General features: G+C 59.4%; 23 protein-coding genes. 12 read left to right on the plus strand and 11 right to left on the minus strand.

Annotated elements, in window-relative coordinates; translation table 11 throughout:
* Window positions 1-19 precede the first annotated feature (19 nt).
* From WG29040_RS11185 to WG29040_RS11195, 3 genes are all read left to right on the plus strand, one after another.
* Entirely contained in the window at window positions 20-913 is an 894-nt protein-coding gene (locus WG29040_RS11185; RefSeq protein ID WP_003442925.1) for a LysR family transcriptional regulator ArgP, read from the plus strand.
* Between the two features lie 52 nt (window positions 914-965).
* Complete coding sequence (locus WG29040_RS11190) at window positions 966-1,964, plus strand: NAD(P)-dependent oxidoreductase (protein WP_127196151.1); 999 nt, start codon at window positions 966-968, stop codon at window positions 1,962-1,964.
* 61 nt (window positions 1,965-2,025) lie between these two features.
* On the plus strand, window positions 2,026-2,847 hold the full coding sequence (locus WG29040_RS11195) for an ATPase (protein WP_127196152.1): 822 nt from the start codon (window positions 2,026-2,028) through the stop codon (window positions 2,845-2,847).
* Between the two features lie 80 nt (window positions 2,848-2,927).
* On the opposite strand, the gene WG29040_RS11200 is transcribed toward WG29040_RS11195, so the two are convergent.
* Window positions 2,928-4,445 (minus strand): MDR family MFS transporter, encoded by a 1,518-nt coding sequence (locus tag WG29040_RS11200; protein WP_127196153.1) that lies wholly within the window; start codon window positions 4,443-4,445, stop codon window positions 2,928-2,930.
* A gap of 60 nt (window positions 4,446-4,505) precedes the next feature.
* On the minus strand, window positions 4,506-5,690 hold the full coding sequence (gene pobA / locus WG29040_RS11205) for a 4-hydroxybenzoate 3-monooxygenase (protein ID WP_127196154.1): 1,185 nt from the start codon (window positions 5,688-5,690) through the stop codon (window positions 4,506-4,508).
* Between the two features lie 174 nt (window positions 5,691-5,864).
* Between pobA and WG29040_RS11210 the strand changes: the two genes are divergently transcribed.
* Window positions 5,865-6,758: a helix-turn-helix domain-containing protein gene (locus WG29040_RS11210; RefSeq protein ID WP_010655740.1), complete on the plus strand. Its 894-nt coding sequence runs from the start codon at window positions 5,865-5,867 to the stop codon at window positions 6,756-6,758.
* A 324-nt stretch (window positions 6,759-7,082) separates the two neighbouring features.
* Here the strand turns inward: WG29040_RS11210 and WG29040_RS11215 are convergent, their stop codons facing one another.
* Window positions 7,083-7,982, minus strand: a complete 900-nt coding sequence (locus WG29040_RS11215; RefSeq protein ID WP_003442894.1) for a LysR family transcriptional regulator — start codon at window positions 7,980-7,982, stop codon at window positions 7,083-7,085.
* A gap of 113 nt (window positions 7,983-8,095) precedes the next feature.
* Between WG29040_RS11215 and WG29040_RS11220 the strand changes: the two genes are divergently transcribed.
* Entirely contained in the window at window positions 8,096-8,980 is an 885-nt protein-coding gene (locus WG29040_RS11220; RefSeq protein ID WP_010655741.1) for an MBL fold metallo-hydrolase, read from the plus strand.
* Between the two features lie 43 nt (window positions 8,981-9,023).
* A complete protein-coding gene (locus WG29040_RS11225) occupies window positions 9,024-9,638 on the plus strand; it encodes an NAD(P)-dependent oxidoreductase (RefSeq protein ID WP_127196155.1) in 615 nt (204 codons plus the stop codon).
* Window positions 9,639-9,700: 62 nt separating this feature from the next.
* Here the strand turns inward: WG29040_RS11225 and WG29040_RS11230 are convergent, their stop codons facing one another.
* The gene (locus tag WG29040_RS11230; RefSeq protein WP_127196156.1) at window positions 9,701-10,585 is read right to left on the minus strand and encodes a LysR substrate-binding domain-containing protein; all 885 of its coding nucleotides are present in this window, start codon (window positions 10,583-10,585) and stop codon (window positions 9,701-9,703) included.
* A gap of 111 nt (window positions 10,586-10,696) precedes the next feature.
* On the opposite strand from WG29040_RS11230, the gene WG29040_RS11235 reads away from it, so the two are divergent.
* A complete protein-coding gene (locus WG29040_RS11235; protein ID WP_127196157.1) occupies window positions 10,697-12,328 on the plus strand; it encodes a 5-guanidino-2-oxopentanoate decarboxylase in 1,632 nt (543 codons plus the stop codon).
* On the opposite strand, the gene WG29040_RS11240 is transcribed toward WG29040_RS11235, so the two are convergent.
* Complete coding sequence (locus WG29040_RS11240) at window positions 12,323-13,252, minus strand: AraC family transcriptional regulator (RefSeq protein ID WP_003442880.1); 930 nt, start codon at window positions 13,250-13,252, stop codon at window positions 12,323-12,325. The two genes, WG29040_RS11235 and WG29040_RS11240, sit on opposite strands and share 6 nt — an antisense overlap.
* Window positions 13,253-13,570: 318 nt before the next feature.
* On the opposite strand from WG29040_RS11240, the gene WG29040_RS11245 reads away from it, so the two are divergent.
* The gene (locus WG29040_RS11245; RefSeq protein ID WP_003442878.1) at window positions 13,571-13,885 is read left to right on the plus strand and encodes a putative quinol monooxygenase; all 315 of its coding nucleotides are present in this window, start codon (window positions 13,571-13,573) and stop codon (window positions 13,883-13,885) included.
* A 32-nt stretch (window positions 13,886-13,917) separates the two neighbouring features.
* On the plus strand, window positions 13,918-14,151 hold the full coding sequence (locus WG29040_RS11250) for a hypothetical protein (protein WP_003442877.1): 234 nt from the start codon (window positions 13,918-13,920) through the stop codon (window positions 14,149-14,151).
* Between the two features lie 3 nt (window positions 14,152-14,154).
* Here the strand turns inward: WG29040_RS11250 and WG29040_RS11255 are convergent, their stop codons facing one another.
* Window positions 14,155-14,775, minus strand: a complete 621-nt coding sequence (locus tag WG29040_RS11255) for a flavin reductase family protein (protein WP_003442875.1) — start codon at window positions 14,773-14,775, stop codon at window positions 14,155-14,157.
* 222 nt (window positions 14,776-14,997) lie between these two features.
* Entirely contained in the window at window positions 14,998-15,255 is a 258-nt protein-coding gene (locus WG29040_RS11260; RefSeq protein WP_003442858.1) for a hypothetical protein, read from the minus strand.
* A gap of 392 nt (window positions 15,256-15,647) precedes the next feature.
* Between WG29040_RS11260 and WG29040_RS11270 the strand changes: the two genes are divergently transcribed.
* Complete coding sequence (locus WG29040_RS11270; RefSeq protein ID WP_127196159.1) at window positions 15,648-16,403, plus strand: hypothetical protein; 756 nt, start codon at window positions 15,648-15,650, stop codon at window positions 16,401-16,403.
* Window positions 16,404-16,473: 70 nt separating this feature from the next.
* Here the strand turns inward: WG29040_RS11270 and WG29040_RS11275 are convergent, their stop codons facing one another.
* The 4 genes from WG29040_RS11275 to WG29040_RS11290 form a co-directional block, all read right to left on the minus strand.
* The gene (locus WG29040_RS11275) at window positions 16,474-17,793 is read right to left on the minus strand and encodes an MFS transporter (RefSeq protein ID WP_003442854.1); all 1,320 of its coding nucleotides are present in this window, start codon (window positions 17,791-17,793) and stop codon (window positions 16,474-16,476) included.
* Between the two features lie 213 nt (window positions 17,794-18,006).
* Window positions 18,007-19,341, minus strand: coding sequence for a sigma-54 dependent transcriptional regulator (locus tag WG29040_RS11280; protein WP_010655744.1), 1,335 nt, complete (start codon window positions 19,339-19,341; stop codon window positions 18,007-18,009).
* A 3-nt stretch (window positions 19,342-19,344) separates the two neighbouring features.
* Window positions 19,345-21,099 carry an ATP-binding protein gene (locus WG29040_RS11285; protein ID WP_127196160.1) on the minus strand — a complete coding sequence of 585 codons (1,755 nt, stop codon included), beginning with the start codon at window positions 21,097-21,099 and terminating at the stop codon, window positions 19,345-19,347.
* Complete coding sequence (locus WG29040_RS11290; RefSeq protein ID WP_127196161.1) at window positions 21,090-21,839, minus strand: 4'-phosphopantetheinyl transferase; 750 nt, start codon at window positions 21,837-21,839, stop codon at window positions 21,090-21,092. The genes WG29040_RS11285 and WG29040_RS11290 overlap by 10 nt, the downstream gene beginning before the upstream one ends.
* Window positions 21,840-21,974: 135 nt before the next feature.
* Between WG29040_RS11290 and WG29040_RS11295 the strand changes: the two genes are divergently transcribed.
* A complete protein-coding gene (locus tag WG29040_RS11295) occupies window positions 21,975-22,652 on the plus strand; it encodes a response regulator (RefSeq protein WP_003442848.1) in 678 nt (225 codons plus the stop codon).
* The gene (locus tag WG29040_RS11300) at window positions 22,649-23,995 is read left to right on the plus strand and encodes an ATP-binding protein (RefSeq protein ID WP_003442847.1); all 1,347 of its coding nucleotides are present in this window, start codon (window positions 22,649-22,651) and stop codon (window positions 23,993-23,995) included. Before WG29040_RS11295 ends, WG29040_RS11300 begins: the two co-directional genes overlap by 4 nt.
* Window positions 23,996-24,188: the final 193 nt, after the last annotated feature.

Raw genomic sequence — 24,188 nt, forward strand, 5'->3', positions numbered from 1 at the left:
TCGCTCATTAGGAAAACTGATGTTCGACTATAAATTACTCTCTGCCCTTGCCGCAGTCGTAGAGCAGGCCGGTTTTGAACGGGCGGCCCAGGTCCTGGGCCTTTCGCAATCGGCCATCTCCCAGCGGATCAAGCTGCTGGAGGCACGCATCGGCCAGCCGGTGCTGATTCGCGCCACACCGCCGAGCCCGACCGAGATTGGTCGGCGTTTGCTCAACCACGTCCAGCAAGTGCGTCTGCTTGAGCGTGACTTGCAGAGTGCGGTCCCGGCTCTGGACGATGAAGGCCTGCCCGAACGGCTGCGCATTGCCTTGAACGCCGACAGTCTGGCCACCTGGTGGGCCGTGGCGGTGGGGGACTTTTGTGCCGACCAGCACCTGTTGCTGGACCTGGTGGTTGAAGATCAAACCGTGGGCCTCAAACGGATGCGGGCCGGTGAAGTGGCCGCCTGCCTGTGCGCCAGTGAGCGTCCGGTGGCCGGGGCCCGTAGCGTATTGTTGGGCGCCATGCGCTACCGCGCACTGGCCAGCCCGGCGTTCATTGCCCGGCATTTTCCCGAGGGGGTGAGTGCCGGGTTGTTGCCAAAAACCCCCGCGCTGGTATTCGGCCCGGATGACTTTTTGCAACATCGCTACCTGGCATCCCTTGGGGTCGACGGCGGCTTCGAGCACCATTTGTGTCCGTCCTCCGAAGGTTTTATTCGCCTCACCGAAGCCGGCCTGGGCTGGGGGCTGGTACCTGAATTGCAGGTGCGCGAGCAGCTTGCAAGCGGGGCTTTGGTGGAGCTTTTGGCAGATAAACCGATCGACGTGCCACTGTACTGGCATCATTGGCGCAACGGTGGGCAACTGCTGGGGCAACTGACCGAGCATTTAACGCGCTCGGCACCCCGCTGGTTAGTGCCTTTGGCCTGACAACCAGCGTTTAAACAGCAGGCAACAAGAATTACAGCATTTGGAGTGATTGATGAAGATTCTGGTCACCGGCGCGAGCGGCTTTATTGGCGGACGCTTTGCGCGTTCTGCCCTGGAGCAGGGCTTTGACGTACGGGTCAGCGGGCGACGGGCCGAAGGTGTTGAACACCTGGTGCGGCGCGGGGCTGAATTTATCCCGGGTGATTTGACCGATGGCTTGCTGGTGCGCGATTTGTGTGTCGATGTCGATGCCGTGGTGCATTGCGCCGGTCACGTGGGCGCCTGGGGTCGTTATCAGGACTTCCACCGCGACAACGTGCTGGTCACCGAGAATGTGGTGGAAGCCTGTCTGAAGCAGAGAGTACGGCGCCTGGTGCATTTGTCTTCGGCATCGCTGTACTTCGATGGCCGCTCCCATAACGATTTGACTGAAGAACAGTTGCCCCGGCGTTTCCGGCATCCCTGTGCCGCGACCAAAAACCTGGCGGAACAAAAAGTCTTCGGTGCCCAGGAGTTCGGCCTTGAGGTGATTGCCCTGCGTCCGCGATTCGTCACCGGGGCGGGAGACATGAGCCTGTTCCCGCGCCTGCTCAAGCTGCAACGCAAAGGTCGGCTGGCCATTGTCGGCAATGGCCTGAACAAGGTCGATTTCACCAGCATCCAGAATCTCAACGAAGCCTTGATGAGCAGCCTGCTGACCACAGGTTCGGCCCTGGGCAAGGCCTACAACATCAGTAATGGCGCACCCATTCCGCTGTGGGATGTGATCAATTACGTGATGCGCCAGATGAACGTGCCGCAAGTTACCCGCTACCGAGGCTATGGTCTGGCCTACAGCCAGGGAGCGCTCAACGAGGCCGCCTGCAAACTGTGGCCGGGTCAGCCTGAGCCGACCCTGTCGCGCCTGGGCGTGCAGATCATGGACAAGGACTTTACTCTCGACATCAGCCGCGCCCGGCACTATCTGGACTACGACCCTAAAGTCAGTCTGTGGGCGGCGCTTGACGAGTTTTGCGGCTGGTGGAAAGCCCAGGAATCGCCTTACCGTTAACCCTCTGGTGTCCGAAGCTTGTACCTTGACCCCATTTTCAGGATTCAAAAAAGGTTTAGCCATGCGTAATGATGCCCGCGACGACTTTCACGATGTACCGCTCCTGCGCGCCACGGCGGCTGATCAGGACCCGCTGGAGCCGGCTGGCGGTGCCCGTGAACGCACCACGGTGTACTCGCGCAACACGCCGGTGATCAAGGTCAAGGGGCCGAGTACCGGACCTTTGTGGGTGCTTGTCGGTGCATTGATGCTGGCGGTTGCGGGGCTGGGGTGGTGGAGCTTTCAGCAGATTTCGCTGATGGAGCAGCAACTGGTGGCGACCCAGGAAAGCTTTGCCCGTATCAGCGAGGATGCGGCGGGACGCTTGCAGGCCATATCGGGCAAGGTGGTGGCCAGCGAGTCGAACATCAATAACGGCAGCGAAGCCCTGAAGTTGCAGATCAAGCAGATTGAAGAGCAGCTGCAGGAGCAGAGCACGCACCAGCAAGGCATGGTGGCGGGGCAGCAGGGCGAACTGGACAACCGTTTTGAGCAGATCAATGCCGCGATGTTGCTGCAGGTGACGGCCCAGAAAGAAAGCCAGACCAGACTCGAAGCCGATATCAAAAGCCTGGGCAGTGAGCTGACCACACTCAAAGCCAGCGTCGCGCAACAAGCGGTGGACGTGGCGGCCCTGAAAAAACAGGGCAACCCGGGTGCAGCGGTAGAGCGTCTGGAGCAGGACTTGATGGTGCTCAAAAGTGAACTGGAGAACCGCCCGGCACCCGCCCAGGGCACCAATACCGCTGAGTTTGACGCCTTCCGTGGCCAGGTGACGCGCAACATCAACACCCTGCAAAGCCAGATTCAAAACTTGCAGAAGCAGATCAGCGCCCGGCCTTGATGGGGTGCAACACCTCTAGCCGCGAGCTTGCTGGCGATGGCATCGGTGCAGTGTTCACGACTGCACCGATGGCCAATAATTTACTGCGCCTTGTCTTCGCGCCCGCGCAGTACCTGATTGGGCATGGCTATCGCCGCGCTCAACCCCAGCAGCGAGATTGCCGCACTGATCAGTAACAAGTGACGGAAGGTCTGCAGCAATTCTGCGCGAAGGCTCGCCAGTGCAGGGCCTTGCACTGTATTCAGGCTGTCGAGCAACAGGTTGCCCGAGCTGCCTTCAACCAGCATCCCTGTGCCGCTGGCAGGGGCCAGCAAGGAGCCGTGCAGCAGCGCCAGCAACAAAGCCGACATCAACGCCACACCCACTGCGCCGCCCAGTGAGCGGAACAGATTGGTGGTGCTGGTGGCCACGCCAATGTCGTGCTGCTGTACCGAATTTTGTGCACCCACCAGCGAGGTCGGAAACTGCAGCCCGGCGGCAATCCCGGCGAACAACATAAAGACGCCGCTCAATACCTCCGAACCTGGCGGGCTGAATGCCATGCCGGAAATGGCCAGGGGCATCAGCACCGCGCCCGCCAGAATCATCGGTTTGTAATAGCCGGTAACCGAGGTCATGCGTCCCGCAAAGTAAGCGCCCATCGGCAGGCCCATGGCCAGTGGCAACAGGTGCATGGCGGCGCTGTCAGCGCCCGCGCCGGTGATGCTCTGATAACGCAGCGGCATCAGCACGATCAGCGAAATTGCCTGAAAACTGGTGAAGAAAATCGTGCACCAGCACAGCACCGCGTTGCGGTTGGCAAACAGGTGCATTGGCAGCAACGGCTCCAGGGTGCGGCGCTCATGCCGTACGAACAGACCAAGGGCGATCAGCGCAGCCAGCAGCAGCCCCAGCACCTGAGTATCCCGCCAGCTATGGCCCTGACCGATAAAGGTGATGCTCAGCAGCAATGACGTGAGCCCGACAATCATCAATACCGTACCCAGGTAATCAATGATCGGTTTGCGTTGCGGCACGGGCAGCCCGACCAGTGTGCGGTACGAGATCCACCACGCTGCCAGGCCCAGGGGCAAATTGATCAAAAATACCCAGCGCCATGACAGGTATTGGGTCATATAGCCGCCCAGAACCGGCCCGGCAACGCTGGCAATGGCGTACATGCCGCTGAAATAGCCCTGATAACGCCCGCGCTCGCGGGGTGGCACGATGTCGCCAATGATTGCCTGGCTTACCGAAATCATCCCGCCCGCGCCGATCCCCTGAATGATGCGCGCCAGCACCAGTTGCTCCATGTTCTGCGCCAGCCCGCAAAACAGCGAGGCCAGGGTGAACAGGCCCATGCCGAACAGCATCAGGCGTCGGCGCCCGTACAGGTCGCCGAGTTTGCCGTAGATGGGAACGGCCACGGTCATGGCCACCATGTAGCCCGAAATCACCCAGGCCAGCTGGCTGACGTCCTTGAACTGGGCGGAGATGGCAGGAATGGAGACGGCTACGATAGTCTGGTCCAGCGCGCCGAGGAAAATCGCCAGCATCAGGGCAACCAGAATGCTGCGAATGGCGGGTCTGGATTGGGGGGGCTGATTCAGATTGGTCACTACAACACCTGTGCGCGGCATGCCTGTGGTGGAATGCCGCCCAGTCTACTCGATAGCTTGCTATTCGATAGCCTCGTAAGGAAGGCCCACGTAATTTTCTGCAATGGTCGTGCGCCCTGCCACAGAGTCGACAAAATATGCCAGCTCACTGTCGGTAATCCGCTGGCTAAAGCTGTCGCTGTCAGGGAAACGGTGCAGCATCGAGGTCATCCACCACGAAAAGCGTTCGGCCTTCCATACTCGCCGCAGGCACACCTCGGAGTAGCGCTCCAGCAAATCGGTGCGACCTTGTGTGTATACCTTGAGCAGAATATTGAACAGGGTGCTGACATCACTGGCGGCCAGGTTCAAGCCTTTGGCCCCGGTGGGCGGCACGATGTGTGCGGCGTCCCCCACCAGAAACATCCGCCCGTACTGCATGGGCTCGACCACGAAGCTGCGTAGCGGCGCGATGCTTTTCTCGATTGACGGCCCGGTCACCAGACGTTCGGCCAGGGGCTGCGGCAGGCGGGCCTTGAGTTCGTCCCAGAAGCGCTGGTCGGACCAGTCCTCGACCTGCTCATCGGCCGGCACTTGCAGGTAATAACGGCTACGGGTTGCCGAGCGCTGACTGCACAGGGCAAAACCGCGCTCATGTTTGGCGTAAACCAGTTCGTCGTTGACGGGCGGGGTATCTGAAAGCACCCCGAGCCAGCCGAAGGGGTAAACGCGCTCGAAGATTTTCAGTACGTCGCCGGGAATCGACTGGCGCGCCACTCCGTGAAAGCCATCGCAGCCGGCAATGTAGTCGCAATCCAGGCGCCAGCTTTCGCCGTCTTTCTCAAAGGTCAGGTAGGGCGCATCGGTTTTCATGTCGTGGGGCTGGACGTTGCTGGCGCTGTACAGGGTTTGCGCGCCTGCTTGCGCACGTGCAGCCATCAGGTCCCGGGTCACTTCGGTCTGGCCGTAGACCATCACCGTTTTTCCGCCGGTCAGACCCTTGAGATCGATATGGACCTGGCGGCCATCCAGTGCCAGTTCAAAACCGTCGTGCACCAGGCCTTCAGCGTCCATGCGCTGGCTGACTCCGGCCTGTCGCAGCAGGTCGACCATACCTTGCTCAAGCACCCCGGCGCGGATTCGCCCCAGGACGTAATCGGCAGTCTGACGTTCGATAATGATGTTATCGATGCCCGCTCCATGCAGCAGTTGACCGAGCAACAGGCCTGAAGGGCCGGCACCGATAATGGCGACTTGAGTTCTCATCGTGGTGGTCTCTCGCAAGCCCCGGCCGTTAAGGGCGAGGTGGTTCTTATTAGTTTGTGCTTGTATTTTTCGCTTGCGAAGCGGGCAATAGAAGGTGATAACCACGTCATTACCGGTACTTTTCGCTAATCGGTGCGGTTATCGGCCCTTGACCCATCTTTAGACTCTGGCGCTATGAATCTTTCCTCTTATCCGTCGATCCCGGTCTTCAAGCTTTATGGTGAGCAGCAGGACTGGCTCAGTCCCGACCTGCTGCACTGCGAAACCATTTCGTTGCGCAGCCGCGTCCACGACTGGGAGATTCGCCCCCATCGGCATGCAGATCTGTGCCAGTTGCTGTACGTGCACAAGGGGCGGGCGCAGGTTGAAATCGAAGGCCAGCAGCATGTGCTGGAGCAATCTGCGATTCAGGTAATCCCGCCGTTATGCGTCCACGGTTTTCAGTTTTCCCCTGACGTTGACGGCTATGTCCTGACGTTGGCCGCGCCGTTGGTGGCGCAGTTGCAAGCCCAGCTGGGCGGTTCGCTGAGTGCTTTGCAAAGGGCGGCCAGTTACCCGGCGGGCAAGGATCGGCATTACCTGAATAATCTGTTCAGTGTGCTGCAAAGCGAATATGCGGGCGCCCGGCCGGCCCGGGACATGCTCCTGCAATCGCTCATCAGCGTGCTGTTGGTGTGGGTCACGCGCCAGGTCATCGCACGGCGTGAAGCGCGGCAATTGCCACAACGTGGCCGGGAGTATTTGAGCCTGTTCAATCAACGGGTCGAGATCCTGTTTCGCCAACAACCCGCCGTGGAGCAGTTAGCGCATCAGGTAGGCATTTCGGTGGCGCATCTAAACAGCATCTGCCGTGAACTGGCGGGGCAGTCAGCGTTGCAGATCATTCATCAGCGCCTGTTGCTGGAGGCCAAACGGCATTTGATCTACACACCGATGACCATCAGCGAAGTGGCCGATAGCCTGGGTTTTGCCGACCCGGCGTATTTTGCGCGTTTTTTCCGGCGCCTGACCGGGACTTCGCCCAGCGCGTTTCGTACAGACCGGACTGACAACAGCAGTCCGGTCTGACTCCGGGGCATCCTTACCTCAGAGCGCTAAACGCAGAATTACAATGCCCGCCATTGCAACTGACGGTATATCCGACTGCTTGCCGGGTTTGTTCGGCGCGGTAGCAAGCGCCAGCAAAGATGACAGCGGCAGCAAAAATGAGAAACAAGGTCATGCATCTGGTTTTTGTTTTAGTGGTCATGGCATTCATCTCCTAGACGTCACACCATTGAGGCTAGTTCAGACCTAAGGACTTGCCATGCTAGTTGTACGAGTGGAGTTGCAGCGCTTCATCCTCCAAATGGACTATTCGCAAGATTATGTGGCCGCGCTCTAGATGTTTTTTCAGGCATCCCACGCCGGTTTTTCGGTAAAGCGCCCGGCGAGAAAGTCGAGCATGCTGCGCAACGTGGCGGGCATGTGTTTGCGCGAGGCATACACCGCGTAAATGTTCATCACCCGGGGTTCGGCATCTGGCAGCAGACGGACCAGTGTGCCCTGGCGCACATGTATCCCGGCCTGATAGGTGGGCAGCAATGAAACTCCGGCCCCTGCCAGTGTGGCGCTCAATAGGGTGCTGGCTTCATTGGCGCTGATGTTGCCTTGCACCGGCACCGCTATTTCTTCGCCGCGCCGGGTGAAATGCCACAGGCTTTTGCCGTAGTAGGAGTGGGTCAGGCAGTTGTGCCGGCTGAGGTCATCGACCTGTTGCGGTGCCGGGTGCTCGCGCAGATAGGCCGGTGCTGCGCATAACACCGATCGACAGACCGTCAGCTTGCGGGCAATCAGGTTCGGGTCCAGGTCATTGCTGGTGCGAATTGCCAGATCAATCCGTTCATCCACCAGATTCACTGTGCGGTCGAGCATTTGCAGATCGACGCTGACCTGCGGGTTGAGCCGCACATAGTCAGCAACGGCAGCGGCCAGTTGGGCCTGGCCGAATGAGGTGCTGACGCTGATCCGCAGCAAACCCCGCGGCGCATCACCGGGAACACTGACTGTGGCCTGCAGGTCATCTGCCAGTTCCAGTAATTGCCGGCAGCGGGGCAGCGTTTCGAAACCGGCGGCGGTCAGGCTCAGTTTGCGGGTGGTGCGGTGCATCAAGCGGGCGCCCACCCACTCTTCGAGTTCAGCCAGGTACCGCGACACCACAGGCCGCGACAGGTCCAGATGATCGGCCGCCGCTGACTGGCTGCCAAGGTCGACGACGGTGGTGAACACCCGCATTGCAGTAAGACGATCCATGATTTGCCCGATATCCGAAACAGACTATGTTCAAGCATCGCATTTTTAGTTGGCTGGGGTGCTACTAAGCTCTGTCCATCACCTGCATCGTCCCACGACTCTGGATACCTCCCATGCCTGGATTTTCCACCCTGCGCCGTTTCATTCTCGGTGCTGCCGTACTGGGCTTTGCTGCCCACGCGGCAGCGGCCCCGGCCCCTTTGACCCTGGACGTCTACAACCCCGGTGCTGCGGCCATTTTCCCGGTGTCCTCAGTGCTGGTCAGCGGTGAAAAAGACGCGATTCTGATTGATGCCCAGTTTGCCGCCGCCCAGGCCCGGCAAGTGGTCGACAAGATCCGCGCCAGCGGCAAACACTTGACCACCATCTACATCAGCCATGGCGACCCGGATTACTACTTCGGCCTGGAAACCCTGACCCGGGCCTTCCCGGACGCCAAAGTGCTGGCCTCGGGGCCGACCGTCGAGCACATCAATAAAACCAAGGACGCCAAGCTGGCGTACTGGGGACCGCAGATGGGCCAGGATGTACCGGGCCGGTTGATCGTGCCGCAGGTGTTGAAGGGCAACACCCTGGAGCTTGAAGGGCGTGAGCTGGACATCGTAGGTCTGGGCGGCAGACAGCCGGATCGCACCTTCGTCTGGATTCCCTCGCTCAAGGCGGTGGTCGGCGGCGTGGTAGTGGCCGATAACCTGCACGTGTGGATGGCCGATACCCAGACCCCGCAGTCCCACCGGCAGTGGCTGGCCACTCTCAAACGTATCGACAGCCTGCAACCGCAAGTGGTCGTGCCCGGCCATTACCTGGGGCAGAACGACCGCTCCCTGAACGCCGTACATTTCACCCGCGACTACATCAAGGCCTTTGACGAAGAAGCCCTCAAGGCCCGCAATTCGGGAGAACTGATCGCCGCGATGAAAAAACGCTACCCGGATCTGGGCGAAGAATCTTCGCTGGAACTGAGCGCCAAAGTAGCCAAAGACGAAGTGCAGTGGTGAGGCAGGATTTACCTGCCACCCATCAATCCAGCTGGAGAATGTCATGAGCAAGATTGCAATTATCGGCGCTACCGGTCGTGCGGGTAGTCAATTGTTGGAAGAAGCCCTGCGTCGCGGTCACAGCGTTACGGCCATTGCCCGCCATGCTTCGAAAATCGGCGCCCGTGACGCAGTTGTGACCAAGGATGTGGACATCAACGACGCAGCCGCACTGCAAGAGGCGGTGGCAGGCAACGATGTGGTGTTGAGTGCTGCGCACTTCTCGACCCTGCCGGCTGCGGCCATCATCGACCCGGTAAAAAAAGCCGGTGTCAGGCGCCTGCTGTTTGTCGGTGGTGCGGGTTCGCTGTTGCTGCCCGACAATACCAAGGTCATCGAAAGCCCGGATTTCCCTGCCGAGTACAAGCCGGAAGCCACAGCCGGAGGCGTTTATCTGGATACCCTGCGCGCCGAGAAGGACCTGGACTGGACCTTTATTTCCCCGTCTGCCGAGTTTGTAGAAGGCCCGCGCACCGGTAAATTCCGTTTGGGCAAAGATCATTTGCTGATCAGTGCCGAAGGCAAAAGCTGGATCACCTTCGCCGACTTCGCCATCGCCATGCTCGATGAAGTGGAGCACCCCAAGCATTCGCGTCAGCGGTTTACGGTCGGTTACTGATTACCGGCTGTGACAGGGGCGAGCAGGTCTGGTGACAGTATTGTCGCGAGGCGAGCTCGCCCCTACGGCGTTGTTGTTGCCTGCTTGACCAGCCACTCCATTAATTCGCGCAGCGGCGCCGAAGCTTCTGCGCGCGGCGAGCAGACAAGCTGATACACCGCTCCGGTGCGTACTTTCAAATCAAATGGCAGGGCCAGGCGGCCACTCTTCAGGTCGTCGCCGATCAGTGACCAGTCACCGATCGCGACACCGTTGCCCTGGGCTGCCACCGTCATGGCCAGGTCCAGGGTGTCGAAGTACTGACTTTTGCAGATGCTCGCGACATCGCCTCCGGCAGCATTCAGCCAATTGCTCCAGTCCCGTTGATCGCGGCTGGGGTGCAGTAGCGTGTGGTGCTTAAGGTCGTCCAGGCTATTGATGGCTTCGCTGCCCTCCAGCAACTGCGGGGCGCATACGGGGGTCAGTTGCTCATCCAGCAGGTGTTGGCCCAGGCGCTTTGGTCCCGGGGTGGCGCTGTAAATCACCGCGGCATCGAAGGTCTCACGGCGAAAATCCACCCCGTGCTCCATGCTGCTGGTCAGTTCTACCGGCACGTCCGGGCGCAGCTTTTGCCATTCCATCAATTTGGGCAACAGCCAGCGCAACATGCAGGTCGGAGCTTTTATCTGCAGCGGGGTACGGCGCACGCTGGCCTGCTCGACCGCTTCACCGATCAGATCGAAGGCCTGCTCGATCCTCGGGTAAAGCGCCTGGCCTTGCTCGGTCAGGCTCAAGCCCCGTGCCTGGCGGTGGAACAGGGCATAGCCCAGGTGATCTTCAAGCCCGGCAATCTGCCGGCTCACGGCACCCTGGGAGATATGCAACTGCTCTCCGGCCCGGGTGAAGTTGCAGCATTGGGCAGTGATTAAAAAAGTATGCAGCGCAGGGAGTGGCGGAAGGCGTTTCATCAGGAGTCAGCCATGAGCACAGGACATGGCTAGTATGAGCAGGTTTGCGTTGTGCGCGCCACACTCGCCCGCTTCAATGGTTCATTTAGAACAACAAGAGGGGCAGGACAGATGGCGACGTGCGGCGAAGTATTGGTCAAGTTGCTGGAGGCCTACGGGGTTGATCAGGTATTCGGCATTCCCGGCGTGCATACCGTTGAGTTGTATCGCGGGCTGGCGGGCTCGTCGATCAATCACGTGACCCCGCGTCACGAACAGGGTGCCGGCTTCATGGCTGATGGCTATGCCCGTACCAGTGGCAAACCCGGGGTGTGCTTCATCATTACCGGCCCGGGCATGACCAATATCACCACGGCAATGGGCCAGGCCTATGGCGATTCGATTCCGATGCTGGTGATCTCCAGTGTGCAGTCGCGCAGTCAGTTGGGCGGTGGCCGCGGCAAGCTGCACGAGTTGCCGAACCAGAGTGCGATGGTGGCTGGAGTGGCGGCGTTTTCCCACACCCTGATGTCGGCGGCTGAACTGCCGGCCGTACTGGCCCGCGCTTTTGCCGTGTTCCAGGCGGGACGTCCACGGCCGGTACACATCGAAATTCCGCTGGATGTGCTGGTGGAAAATGCTGATGCGCTGCTTGCCAGCCAACCGGTCAGCATTGCTCGTGCTGGCGCGGCGCCCGCTGCTATCGAACAGATGGGCCAGCGTCTGGCCCAGGCCAAACGGCCATTGATTCTGGCCGGTGGCGGTGCAATTGACGCGGCCCCGGCGCTGCAACAACTGGCCGAACGGCTGGGTGCGCCCGTGGCCTTGACCATCAACGCCAAGGGCATGCTGCCTGCCGCCCATCCGCTGCTGATCGGCTCCACCCAGTCCCTGGTGGCCACCCGCGCTTTGGTCGCCGAAGCGGACGTAGTCCTGGCCATTGGCACCGAGCTGGCCGAAACCGATTACGACATCACCTTTGCCGGTGGCTTTGAAATTCCCGGGGGCTTGCTGCGGATCGATATCGACCCGGATCAGACGGTTCGCAACTATGCACCCGCGCTGGCCCTGGTGGCAGACGCCAGAGTGGCGGCTGAAGCCTTGCTGGCTGAACTTGGCGCCTTGCCGGCACGCAGTGCCGAATGGGGCGCGGCGCGGGTCAGCCGCTTGCAGGCGCAACTGGCAAGTGACTGGGATGCGCCGACCCGGGCGCAAACGCACTTTTTGCAGACCCTGTTCGATGTATTGCCGGATGCAGTATGTGTCGGCGACTCGACCCAGCCGGTATACACCGGCAACCTGACCTTCAACCCCGATCAGCCGCGGCGCTGGTTCAACTCTTCCACCGGCTACGGCACCCTGGGGTATGCCTTGCCGGCGGCCGTTGGTGCCTGGCTGGGGCGTCGTAGTGGCGGCCAGGCGGGTGGTCCGGTGCTATGCCTGATCGGCGATGGCGGCTTGCAATTTACCCTGTCCGAACTGGCCAGCGCGGTTGAAGCTCGCACGCCGATTATCCTGTTGCTGTGGAACAACCAGGGTTACGGCGAAATCAAGAAGTACATGCTCAATCGTGCCATCGAGCCGGTGGGCGTCGATATCTACACTCCGGACTTTATCGGTGTGGCTAAAGCCATGGGCTGTGCCGCACTGGCGGTGGAGGGCGAAGGGCAACTGCGCGCAGCGCTGGCCAGTGCCGCCGACCGTCAGGGGCCGACCCTGATCGAAATCGACGAGCTGCACTGGCAACAGTCTCTGGTGCTATAGGCTCATTCGCAGGCGCGCCAGATCCCGTACCGGTGGCGCACCAAACAGGCGGCTGTACTCGCGGCTGAATTGCGAAGGGCTTTCGTAGCCCACACGGTAGCCGGCGGCCGATGCATCCAGCCCCTCGCTGAGCATCAACCGCCGCGCTTCGTTGAGGCGCAGCTGTTTTTGGTACTGCAACGGGCTCATGGCTGTCATCGCCTTGAAGCGGTGGTGCAAGGTCGACACGCTGAGATTGGCCTCCCGGGCCAGGCTGTCGATGCGCAGCGGCTGTTCGAAGTTACCGTTGAGCCAGGAAATCGCCCGGCTAACACGATGCGTCTGACTGTTCTCGCTGGCTATTTCATACAGCCGGTAGCCCTGCGGGCTGCGCAACAGGCGGTACAAAATCTCGCGGCGGATCAAGGGCGCAAGCATGGCGATATCTTTCGGCGTGTCGAGCAGGCGGGTCAGGCGCAGCAAGGCGTCGAGCATCGGCTGGTCGATGGGTTCGACATACAGGCCCCGCCCCGCAGGCCGTGACGGTACGCCCATGGGCCCGGCGTCGCTGATCAAGGTGGTGATGTCTACCGGATCAATATCCAGGCGCAGGGCCAGTACCGGCTGTTCGGGATCACTCTCCAGAACCCGGCCGCTAATGGGCATCGACACCGAGACCACCAGGTAATTGAGCGGATCGTAGGCGAAGTACTCATCGGCTAACCGCACCTCCTTGCGGCCCTGGGCCATGATGCACAGGGCCGGTTTGGGGTGGCTGGGGGAAAAGTCACTGGGCCGGCTGTAGCGCGAAACGAACAGCGCCTCGACGGGAGTAGTGAACGTGCCGTCTTCACGGGCGTGACGGTGGATCAGGTCAGCCAGTTCCACCCGCTGCTTTTCTAGCGCGGGGTCGAGCGCGGGGCGCGGCGGTTCCAGCAGTGACATGGGAGCATCCTCGTTAAAGCGGCAGAGTGGGCACAGCTTAAATTTGTGCAAGGCGCAGGGGTAGTCGATTCCTGTCGAAGGCTTGCCTGATTCTGTCGCTGTCCGGGGTTGGCTGTCCGGCGAGGCCGTGGCAGAGGTCGATGATTGCTTGAAAGCATAGCGCCCAGTCAGTCTGGTGAGTGCCTGGGCAGAGGAGGGGGACGTGCAAGGTTTTGCAGAATTGTGCAAGCCAGGGGCAGGAATCGACTAACGGCCAGGAGCGCCGGGCTATAAGCTTTGAACCTCTCACCCATGCCACTTGCTTTTGTGGAGGCCACCATGCCCCAGTCCAGTGCCGTCAGTCATATGACCTTGGTCCGCGCTCGCGTAGGGTGCTCGGCCCAAGTGCAGACCTGCCTCAACCAACTGCTCGAGCCCACCCGTAAAGCCGCCGGTTGTATGCACTTTGCCTTGCAGCATTGCGACACCGACCCGCTGTTGTGGCACGTCGTGGGCCATTGGCAGGATGAACCCTCGATGCAAGCCTACTTCAACTCCCCGGTGATGGAGGTTTACAGCGTGCTGGTGCACCAACAGGTGGTTGAAAGCATCGATTTTAAAACCTTCAGCGATGCAGGCGGGTTGAACAGGTAGAATGCCGGTTTTTTGTGGCCGGAGTTTTCAGCATGGCGCGTAAAGAGTTTGCACATTTTGAAGCGGTATCAGCGGTTGTTCCGGTAGAACCCGGTACTTACCATGCGGCGATTGCAGTCAAAGCCTTGTACGAAGGCGGCGCGCCGCGCTTTCACAAAGTGTTGATCGATCAGACTTTTAAAACAGCGACCGAAGCCGATGCGGCCGCCGCTCAAAAGCTTGAAGACCTGCAGGGCGTTACTGAAGACGCCGAACTGGTCTGGTAACGACTAGCGGGGGCGGTGCATTTTGAACAGCGCCTCAGGCCCCAGCTGGAAGTAATCCGCCGGGCCGCCGCCGCGCAAAATAGGTTCAGCGGCGGCAGTGTCGTAAATCCCGTCTTTAAGCAGATGCCTGGCGATATGTACCGCCACCACTTCCCCCAGAATCAGCCAGCTTGGCACCAGTTCCTGGTCTGCCCTTTGCAGCTGAATGATCTGCGTCACCTTGCACTCGAACGACACCGGGGTTTCGGCCACCCGGGGCACGCTTACTACCCGTGAGGCCACGGTCGTCAGCCCGGCCAATTCGAATTCATTGATCTCTGGCGCGACCATCGCACAGCTCTGGTTCATCGCCTCGGCCAAAGGCCGGGTAGCCAGGTTCCAGACGAACTCGCCGGTTTGCTCGATGTTATTGAGGCTGTCTTTGCGGCCCACACTGCAAAACCCGATGATTGGCGGGATGTAGTTGAACGCATTGAAAAAGCTGTAGGGCGCAAGGTTCAGCCGGCCCTGGGCATCCTGCGACGAAATCCAGCCGATCGGCCGCGGCCCGACGATGGCGTTGAATGGATCATGGGGTAAACCGTGGCCCTTGGCGGGCTCATAGAAATGGATGTCGTCATGCATGGCAGGAGTCCGCAAACGGCTGGGATAGAGGGGCTATATAGTGCAAGCCATTTTGTTGAATGACAAAACAAGATTGGCTTTTTGAGATTTTGGGCGTGATTGAGCCCCCCTCCTACCTGCAGCAGCAAGCTCGCGCCTACAGGTAGAAGGCCATTGCCTTTTACCTTGCTCCAGAAACGACTAAGCCCGGCCGAAGCCGGGCTGGAGTGGCAACTTCAGGTGTTAGCTGAAGCGGGCGCCGTGGGTACGATCATAGCCATCGGCGGCAAAGGTGGCCGACTGGGTGCGGCTGTAACCGTCTTCGGCAAAGGTGGCAGAACCGGTGCGGTCATAACCGTCGGCAGCGACTGCGGCAGAACCTGTGCGGCTGTAGCCATCTTCAGCAAAGGTTGCTGATTGGGTGCGATCAAATCCGTCGCCTGCAAAAGCGTTGAAGGCCAGGACTGAGAGGGCGGCGGCGAGGATAAATTTGGTTTTCATGGTCGTGCTCCTTGTTGCGGACTCTTGTGAAGAGCGGGATGTTTCGTTGCTATGGGTTTAAGACTACGCCGATTAAATTGATTAAAAAGCGCAAAAATTAGCACAAAGTAATCAGTTTATTCGATGTATTGGCGCGCTCAATTATTTGATCTGCAGGCTGTTCAGCTTGTTGGCCGAAGGCGCTGCGAATCATCCATGAACTGATGTTTCGCTGAGATTGATAGTGGGCTATCAGCATTAACTGACTATTAATCTTGAAAAAAACTGCACCCGCGGACGGACTTTTCATTTTCGCGTTACCTATTTTTCACCGGGCGGGCAGCAGTCTTCAGCGGGCAAAAAAGCCGACAACTGCAACGGCTTTGCACCCTGCCACCTGGAGCCTTTACCCGATGAATAAACTTCCCCAAATCACCCTCGCGTTCTGGGTGATGAAAATCTGCGCCACGACCCTGGGAGAAACCGCCGGCGATTTGCTGTCCATGACCCTCAATGTGGGTTATGCCGTTAGCTCGATGATCCTTATCAGCGTGTTCGTTCTGACCTTGCTGACTCAGCTGTTCTCGAAAACCTACAACCCGGTGCTGTACTGGTTGGTGATTCTGTCCACCAGTACGGCCGGCACCACCATGTCGGACTTTATGGACCGCACACTGGGCCTGGGTTACGCCACGGGCTCATTTATTCTGGTGTCGATACTGGTGGCGATTTTTGCGCTGTGGAAATGGAGCGGCGAGTCACTCAACGTCAGCAAGGTGCAGACCCCGCGCGGCGAGATGTTCTATTGGATGGCGATTCTGTTTTCCAACACCCTGGGTACCGCCCTGGGCGATTACCTGGCGGATGATTCGGGGCTGGGTTTTGCGGGAGGTGCCTTGTTCATCGGGGCAACCATTGCCGTTGTGGTGCTGGCACGTTACTTGAGCAACATCTCGTCGGTGGTGTTGTTCTGGGTGGCGTTCGTGCTGACGCGACCCTTTGGCGCGACCCTGGGCGACTTCCTGACCAAGCCCCATGACAAGGGTGGACTGGATTTCGGCACTGTCGGCTCGTCGCTGGTACTGGCAGGGATACTGGTGGCGATGATCGCCGGCGCCGCCTATGTCAAAAACAAACAAACCCGGCCTGCGGTGGCCGGGTTGTCTTAAACGATGAACTTGCAGGAGCGAGCTTGTCTGGCGCTCTGTTAAAAGCTCGCTCCTGCAGAGCCCGGGACGTTTAGTCGGTCTCGATCCGCGAATGTTTGCGGGTGTCTTTCATCGTGATGTACACCAGCAGCGAACAGGCGATACACGCCGTCACGTACCAGTAATAGCCGGTTTCCATACCTGCACTTTTGAACCACAGGGCGATGTATTCAGCAGTGCCGCCGAAGATCGATACCGTCAGTGCGTAAGGCAGGCCTACACCCAGAGCGCGGATTTCGGTCGGGAACAGTTCGGCTTTCACCACGGCGTTGATCGAGGTGTAACCGCTGACAATGATCAGCGCCGCCATGATCAGGAAAAACGCGCCCCACCAGGTGGTGATGGTATGCAGTGTGGTCAGGATCGGCACGGTGAACAGGGTACCCAGTACACCGAAGGCGATGAGGATCGGACGTCGTCCAACCTTGTCGGACAGCCCGCCCACCAGGGGCTGGATGCACATGAAGAGGAACAGCGTGGCGGCCGAAATGGTGGTGGAGTCGGAGATGCTCATCCCGACCGTGTTCACCAGGTATTTCTGCATATAGGTGGTGTAGGTATAGAACGCCAGTGTGCCGCCCATGGTCAGGCCGACTACGGTCATCAACTCTTTTGGATGACGCATCAGCGTGCGCATGGCGCTTTCTTTAGGCTCGGCTTTGACCTTCTTGAAGGACTCGGTCTCTTCCATTCCGCGACGCAGATACAGGGCAACCACTGCACACAGGGCACCGATCACGAACGGAATCCGCCAGCCCCAGCTATACAGCTGCTCTTCGGTCAGGGTCTGTTGCAGCACGATCAACACGCCCAGCGCGATGAGCTGGCCCGAGATCAGGGTGACGTACTGGAAGCTGGAGAAGAAACCGCGACGTTCTTTAGTCGCCATTTCGCTGAGATAGGTCGCCGAGGTACCGTACTCGCCACCCACCGACAAGCCTTGCAGCAAGCGAGCGAAGACCAGCAGGACCGGCGCCCATACGCCGATGGTTTCGTAACCTGGGGACAGGGCAATCAGCAGCGAGCCGAAGCACATCAGCAGTACCGAAGCCATGAGCGCGGCTTTACGGCCTTTGCGGTCAGCGTACAGGCCCATCAGCCAGCCGCCGATCGGGCGCATCAAAAAGCCGACGGCGAAGATCGCGGCGGTATTGAGCAATTGGGCAGTGGTGTCGCCTTTCGGGAAAAAGGCTTTGGCGAAGTACAGCGAGAACGCGGCATAAACATACCAGTCGTACCATTCGACCATGTTGCCGACGGAACCGCTGAAAATGGATTTGATGCGGCTGGAGGTGGTTCTTTCTTTCGGGGTTGCAGCAGACCCGGCAGACAGGGAGCTTGAGTTATCCATTAAATGGATCCTTCTTTTATTTGTTTTTTTATAGCGCGTCAAAACGCGAGCTTGCAGGGCTATAGCAGGAGTTGTGCCAAGGCTTGAATCCCCGGTTTATAAGGGGGGAACGATAGGAAATGAGCGGGTATCCGCCGGGCGGGATGTTTGGATGAGCGGAAATCCGCCTATATGGCGCGCAAACTGTTCGCGGCCGCTCTGAAGCGCTCGGGCCTACAGAGGTTGTGTGAATGCCTCACGTACCAGTCCATGACGCTGCATTTTTTCATTCAGGGTGCGGCGCGGCAGTTGCAGCTCGTTGAGCACGGCCTTGATATCGCCTTTGTGCCGGCTAAGGGCGGCCCGCAGGCATTGCGCTTCAAAGGCTTCCTGTTGCGCCACGAGGGACTGGCCAGGATTGAGGTCTTCAAACTGGGGTTCGCTCAGGCCCAGGACGTCACGTTCTGCAACGTTGGCCAGTTCGCGTACGTTGCCGGGCCAGTCGTGGCTCAGCAGACGCGATAGCTGCGGCCCGCTGAGTGGCCGCGCGCTACGGCCCAGACGCTCGGCCGCGGTGTGGGAAAAGTACTGATACAACAACGGAATGTCTTCACGGCGTTCGCGCAGAGGTGCCAGGCGCAGTTCGGCCACCGTCAGGCGATAGGCCAGGTCTTCGCGAAAGCGTCCGGCGCGGGCTTCTTCGAGCAAGTCGGGTTTGGTTGCGGCGATCACCCGCAAATCAACCGCGATGCTCTGGTTCGAGCCCAGGCGCTCGAGTTTTTGCTCCTGCAGCACCCTCAGTAATTTGGCTTGCTGGGCCAGTGGCATGCTTTCGATTTCATCCAGAAACAAGGTGCCGCCATCGGCATATTCCAGTTTGCCTATGCGCTTGCCCTGGGCGCCGGTGAACGCGCCGCTTTCGTGACCGAACAATTCGGCTTCAAACAATTGTTCGGGGATCGCCGCGCAATTGAGCGCGACAAAAGGTTTGTCGGCCCGCGGGCCAAAGTCATGCAGGCTGCGGGCGACCAGTTCTTTGCCGCTGCCGGTTTCGCCGCGAATCAGCACATTGACCGGCAGCGGCGCCAGTTCCATCACCTGGCGGCGCAAGGTCTGCAAGCTGCGGGACATGCCGAGCAGGCGCCCGTCGATCTGCTGGCGCAGGTCTGCCTGTTCGTGCAAACGACGGTTCTCCAGTACCAGCCGGCGCTTTTCCAGCGCGCGCCGAAGGCTGCTCAGTAGCGCTTCGGGGCTAAAAGGCTTCTCCAGAAAGTCGTAAGCGCCATCGCGCATGGCTTCGACCGCCATCGGGACATCGCCATGGCCCGTCAGAAGAATGACCGGCAGATCCGGGTCCAGCTGCTGTAAGCGGTTCAGCAGGGCCAGGCCCCCCATCCCCGGCATGCGCACATCACTGACAATCACACCGGCGAAATGTGCGGGTAACTGGCTCAGGCAATCTTCAGCGCAACTGAACAACTGCACGTCAAAACCGCTGAGGCTCAGCCATTGCTCAACGGCATTGCGAATACTGGCCTCGTCATCGACCACGATAACCGAATTGAGCATGTTTCAAGATTCCTGTGCGATGGGCAACGTCAGCGTGAAGAGCGCGCCGTCAACCTGATTGCAGGCTGTCAGACGTCCACCGATTTCATGAACAATGGCGTAAGACACCGCCAGCCCCAAGCCTAAACCTTCACCCACGGGTTTGGTGGTGAAGAAAGGGTCGAACACTTTACCCAAGTGCTCCTCGGCGATTCCGCCACCGCTGTCGCTGACGCTCAATTTCCAGAGTTGCTGATCGGCTTCGATGCGGATTTGCAGTTGCTTGCGCGGTTTGTCCGCCATGGCATCCAGCGCGTTGTGCAGCAGGTTGATCAACACCTGTTCCAGGCGAATGGCATCGCCCCGTACCCATGCCGGGCGTACCAGTTCAACCTGCAGGTCTATCTCTTCTTCCTTCAGTCGCGGTTCGAGCAATTGCAGGGATTGATCCACAACGCTGGCCAGATCCAGTCGTTCGCGCAAGCCGCTCGGGCTTTGCCGGGCGTAGGTTTTGAGGTGGCCCGTGAGGGCCGCCATGCGCGTCAACATCTGCTCCAGTGGTACCAGGGCTTTATAGGCATCGTCGACCCGGCCGTGATCGAGCAACAGGCGCAAGGTTGCCAGTTGCATGCGCTGAGCCGTTAACGGTTGATTGATTTCATGGGCCAGCGCTGCCGACATTTGCCCCAGCGCCGCGAGCTTGGCCGATTGCACCAGGCCATCTTGAGCGGTACGCAGATCCCGGGTGCGGGCTTCTACCAGTTGCTCCAGTTCTTCACGATTACGCTGGCGTAAACGGCCCAGTCGCCAGCGCTGGAGGAGAAACAATCCTGAAAAGACCAGCGTCAGCCACAGGCCGATCGCCGCCAATGCGGCATTGCGGCTGTCTTCGGCTGCGACCACGGGGTGGCGTAACAGATGCAAGGTCCAGCCTTCAGCCGTTAGCGGTAAAGATTCCCACAAATAATCTGCCGCTCCAGTGGGGGCGTCGACCCGGGTCAGAAAGCTGTTTTCGGCAAAGCTGCGCAAAGTATGGGTTTTGAGCAAGGTCAGAGGTTGGTTGTGATACTGGCGAGTGAGGGTGATTTCGCTGCGGTCACTGTCACTCAACGGCCGCAAAAGGCGGTAACGCCAGCCTGGCTGGTTGGCGATAAATACGATGCCCCGCGCATCGCTGACCAGCAGTATGTCGTTGCCATGATTCCATTCCCGCTCCAGCTGCGGAAACTCCAGTTTAACCACCATTGCCCCCGAAAATTGCCCCTGGGCATCGAGTACCGCGCTGGACAAAAAATACCCCGGAATGCCGCTGGTCACGCCCACTGCATAAAAACGCCCGGAGCCCTGGCTGCGGGTCTGGCTGAAGTAAGGCCGAAAGCCATAGTTATGGCCTACATAACTGTTGGAGGTGTTCCAGTTGCTGGCAGCTACCGCCAGCCCGGTTCGGTCCAGCAGTTCCAGGGTTGAGGACTGTGCCGCGCCATTGATGCGCTCAAGTTTTTGATTGAGTGACGCCTGGACCTCAGGGGTGATGGGAGCACTCAGGGCGGCGACCAGTTCAGAGTCCAGCGCCAGCACTGCGGGCAAAGCCCGATAACGCTCAATCAGGGTGTGCAGTGAGTTGGCATACAAACTCAGTTGCTCGGGACCACGGCGGGCACTTTCTTCCAGTGCATGCTGCTCGGCCTGGCGCATGGCCCAGCCGCCGGCAATCACTGCGCCGGCCAGAATCAACAGGCAATACAGCGCCAGTCGCAGGGCTCGGGAGGTTAGCGGCATGGGGGGAAGTCGCTTGCAGCGCTGATCGCTACCACGCTCAGCAATTGCCCGTGATACAGCGCAAATTGCGCGTCCAGCTCTTGGCCCTGCTGCCATTCAGGCGACAGGTCGGTGAGCAGGCGCAGGCGGACATGGCCTTCGCGGGACCAGCTCAGCACCTGCGCATGCTCAAAGTAAAAGCGTTTTTTCACCAGTGGGAAGAGGGCCTTGAACAGGCTTTCCTTGACGGAAAAGGTCAGCGTCACCAGCAGCGCAATGTCTTGGGCTGCACCGGCGGCCATGGCCCGCAGTTCATCGGGGGTGAGGATTTCCTTGGCCAGGCGTTCGGCCCGCTCGGTACTGAGCATGTTTTCGAGGTCCATGCCCAGCCCTTGCCACTGGCTTTTAAGGCCGACGATGGCCGCAGCGGTGCCATTGCTGTGGGTGATTGCCCCGCTGATGTGGGCGGGCCACACGGGGGCGCGATCTTCACCGATGGCCGGGATGGCCCGGGTGCCGTCCAGTTGCAGCATGGCGGCGCGAGCGCAGACCCGGCCGGCGAGAAATTCGGTTTGGCGTTTGGCCACAGAGCGTTGAATACTTGCAGGCATCTCAATGGCACTGCTCGCAAAATCGTCAGCCGTGAGCCGGGCAGGGGTGAAACCGGTGCTGAACCATACGCTGCCCGGCAACGCTAGGGGCAAGGGCCATTCGTCACGCAGCGGGGTGCAACAGGCAGGCAGTGCGGGGAGTCGATTCATGTCGGGCATTTTGCAGGCTGGCGGCCATGCTGTGCAATTGTTCAGAGTATGTTCAGGGCACACGACATACTGTGTGTGGCTAAGCTATATAGGACGCACGTCCTTCAAGACGCGGTTTTTGCCTGGGAGAGCGCAATGAAATTGCTGGTGGTTGAAGATGAGGCGTTATTGCGCCATCACTTGCAAACCCGTCTGACCGAAAATGGCCATGTGGTCGAGTCGGTGGCCAATGCCGAAGAGGCGTTGTACCAGACCGGGCAGTTCAATCATGATTTGGCGATGATTGATCTGGGATTGCCGGGTTTGGGCGGTCTCGAGCTGATTCGCGAACTGCGCAAGCGCGGCAAGACGTTCCCGATCCTGATCCTCACGGCTCGTGGCAACTGGCAGGACAAGGTCGAAGGGCTGGCAGCAGGGGCCGACGATTATGTGGTCAAGCCGTTCCAGTTCGAAGAACTGGAAGCACGTCTGAATGCATTGCTGCGTCGTTCCAGTGGTTTCACCCATTCAACCATTGTCGCTGGCGAACTGGTGCTGGACATCAATCGCAAGCAGGCAGTACTTGAGGGCGAACCTCTGGCGTTGACCGCCTATGAATACCGGATACTTGAATACCTGATGCGCCATCACCAGCAGGTGGTGGCCAAGGACCGACTGATGGAACAGCTGTACCCGGATGACGAGGAACGTGATCCGAATGTGATCGAGGTGCTGGTCGGGCGCCTGCGACGCAAGCTTGAGGGGGCAAACGGCTTTAAGCCAATCGATACGGTACGCGGTTTGGGGTACCTGTTTACTGAGCGCTGTCGTTGATCCGTTCGCTTCGCGTTCGATTGATGCTGGCGGCCACACTGTTGGCCGTGCTCTTTATGCTTGCGCTGTTACCGGCGATGCAGGGGGCGTTCAGCCTGGCGCTCAAGGATGCGATCGAGCAACGCTTGGCATCCGATGTGAGTACGCTGATCTCGGCGGCCAGGGTTGAAAGAAATCATTTGAAAATGCCGGCATTGCTGCCGGACGAAGAGCTGAATCTGCCTGACAGCCGGATGCTCGGCTATATCTATGACCGCGAGGGGCGTCAGGTCTGGCGCTCGCGGGCGACTCAAGAAGAATCCATCAACTACAAACCGCGCTACGACGGGCGCGGTAACGAGTTTGCGAGTATTCGTGAAGACAATGGCGAAGAGTTCTTTGTCTACGATGTCGAGGTCAAACTGCTGGGCGGCAAAAGTGCAGCGTTCAGTTTTGTCGCCCTGCAACCAATGCGAGAGTACAACCTGACCCTCGAGGGGCTGCGTGAAAACCTCTATCTGGGGTTCGGTGCGGCCCTGGGTGTACTGCTGGCTTTGCTGTGGATCGGTTTGACTTGGGGGTTACGTGCCTTGCGACGTTTGAGCCAGGAGCTGGACCAGATTGAATCCGGTGAGCGCGAAAGCCTCAGCGAACAGCATCCTCGTGAGTTGCTGCGTTTGACCGGCTCATTGAACCGTCTGCTGCAAAGTGAGCGCGAGCAACGTACGCGTTATCGTGATTCCCTCGACGATCTGGCCCACAGCTTGAAAACCCCGTTGGCGGTGCTGCAAGGCGTCAGTGAAAGCATGGCCCAGCGTCCGCAAGATCGTGAACAGGCCTGGGTGCTGCAAAGTCAGATTGAACGCATGAATCAGCAAATCAGCTATCAGTTGCAGCGCGCCAGCTTGCGCAAGAGCGGTCTGGTACGCCACCAGGTGGAGCTGATTCCGGTGGTTGAAAGCCTGTGTAACACGCTGGACAAGGTCTACCGCGACAAACGGGTCAAGGTCAGTTGTGACATCCCGCCATTGAGTCATGTGCCCATTGAACAAAATGCGTTGCTGGAGTTACTGGGCAACCTGCTGGAAAACGCCTATCGACTGTGTCTTGGACAAGTGCGCATCAGCTTGCATCGCAATGCTTATGGGGTTGAAGTCTGCGTGGAAGACGATGGTCCCGGCGTACCGGCTGATCAGCGCGCTCGGATCTTGCGCCGCGGCGAACGTCTGGATCGCCAGCACCCGGGGCAGGGTATCGGGCTGGCAGTGGTCAAGGACATCATTGAAAGTTATGACGCCAAACTCACCCTGGATGACTCATCCCTGGGCGGGGCGGCATTTCGAATTCATTTCCCGGCATTGTAATCCCCAGCAGGGGCGGTCTTTTTAAGGCGGATATCCGCCATCTGCGCCGCCTCTCCCCTTCGAAAAGGCGGAAACCCGCCAACTATTGTCCGACAAAATCCCTGCGCTATTTCCCTCCAGGCGAGTCGCCTGCGCTATTGCGGGGCTTTTGTTCAATGTGGCCCGCGCCTTGCAAAGTGTGTTGTGAGAGGTC

It is taken from the genome of Pseudomonas sp. PAMC 29040, from assembly GCF_003994535.1.
In the GTDB taxonomy this organism is placed as follows: Bacteria; Pseudomonadota; Gammaproteobacteria; order Pseudomonadales; family Pseudomonadaceae; genus Aquipseudomonas; species Aquipseudomonas paraversuta.

Coding starts and splice junctions, on each gene's coding strand:
- WG29040_RS11185 (WP_003442925.1), top strand. CDS start 20: ATGTTCGACTATAAATTACTCTCTGCCCTTGCCGCAGTCGTAGAGCAG.
- WG29040_RS11190 (WP_127196151.1), top strand. CDS start 966: ATGAAGATTCTGGTCACCGGCGCGAGCGGCTTTATTGGCGGACGCTTT.
- WG29040_RS11195 (WP_127196152.1), top strand. CDS start 2,026: ATGCGTAATGATGCCCGCGACGACTTTCACGATGTACCGCTCCTGCGC.
- pobA (WP_127196154.1), bottom strand. CDS start 5,690: ATGAGAACTCAAGTCGCCATTATCGGTGCCGGCCCTTCAGGCCTGTTG.
- WG29040_RS11210 (WP_010655740.1), top strand. CDS start 5,865: ATGAATCTTTCCTCTTATCCGTCGATCCCGGTCTTCAAGCTTTATGGT.
- WG29040_RS11215 (WP_003442894.1), bottom strand. CDS start 7,982: ATGGATCGTCTTACTGCAATGCGGGTGTTCACCACCGTCGTCGACCTT.
- WG29040_RS11220 (WP_010655741.1), top strand. CDS start 8,096: ATGCCTGGATTTTCCACCCTGCGCCGTTTCATTCTCGGTGCTGCCGTA.
- WG29040_RS11225 (WP_127196155.1), top strand. CDS start 9,024: ATGAGCAAGATTGCAATTATCGGCGCTACCGGTCGTGCGGGTAGTCAA.
- WG29040_RS11230 (WP_127196156.1), bottom strand. CDS start 10,585: ATGAAACGCCTTCCGCCACTCCCTGCGCTGCATACTTTTTTAATCACT.
- WG29040_RS11235 (WP_127196157.1), top strand. CDS start 10,697: ATGGCGACGTGCGGCGAAGTATTGGTCAAGTTGCTGGAGGCCTACGGG.
- WG29040_RS11240 (WP_003442880.1), bottom strand. CDS start 13,252: ATGTCACTGCTGGAACCGCCGCGCCCCGCGCTCGACCCCGCGCTAGAA.
- WG29040_RS11245 (WP_003442878.1), top strand. CDS start 13,571: ATGCCCCAGTCCAGTGCCGTCAGTCATATGACCTTGGTCCGCGCTCGC.
- WG29040_RS11250 (WP_003442877.1), top strand. CDS start 13,918: ATGGCGCGTAAAGAGTTTGCACATTTTGAAGCGGTATCAGCGGTTGTT.
- WG29040_RS11255 (WP_003442875.1), bottom strand. CDS start 14,775: ATGCATGACGACATCCATTTCTATGAGCCCGCCAAGGGCCACGGTTTA.
- WG29040_RS11260 (WP_003442858.1), bottom strand. CDS start 15,255: ATGAAAACCAAATTTATCCTCGCCGCCGCCCTCTCAGTCCTGGCCTTC.
- WG29040_RS11270 (WP_127196159.1), top strand. CDS start 15,648: ATGAATAAACTTCCCCAAATCACCCTCGCGTTCTGGGTGATGAAAATC.
- WG29040_RS11275 (WP_003442854.1), bottom strand. CDS start 17,793: ATGGATAACTCAAGCTCCCTGTCTGCCGGGTCTGCTGCAACCCCGAAA.
- WG29040_RS11280 (WP_010655744.1), bottom strand. CDS start 19,341: ATGCTCAATTCGGTTATCGTGGTCGATGACGAGGCCAGTATTCGCAAT.
- WG29040_RS11285 (WP_127196160.1), bottom strand. CDS start 21,099: ATGCCGCTAACCTCCCGAGCCCTGCGACTGGCGCTGTATTGCCTGTTG.
- WG29040_RS11290 (WP_127196161.1), bottom strand. CDS start 21,839: ATGAATCGACTCCCCGCACTGCCTGCCTGTTGCACCCCGCTGCGTGAC.
- WG29040_RS11295 (WP_003442848.1), top strand. CDS start 21,975: ATGAAATTGCTGGTGGTTGAAGATGAGGCGTTATTGCGCCATCACTTG.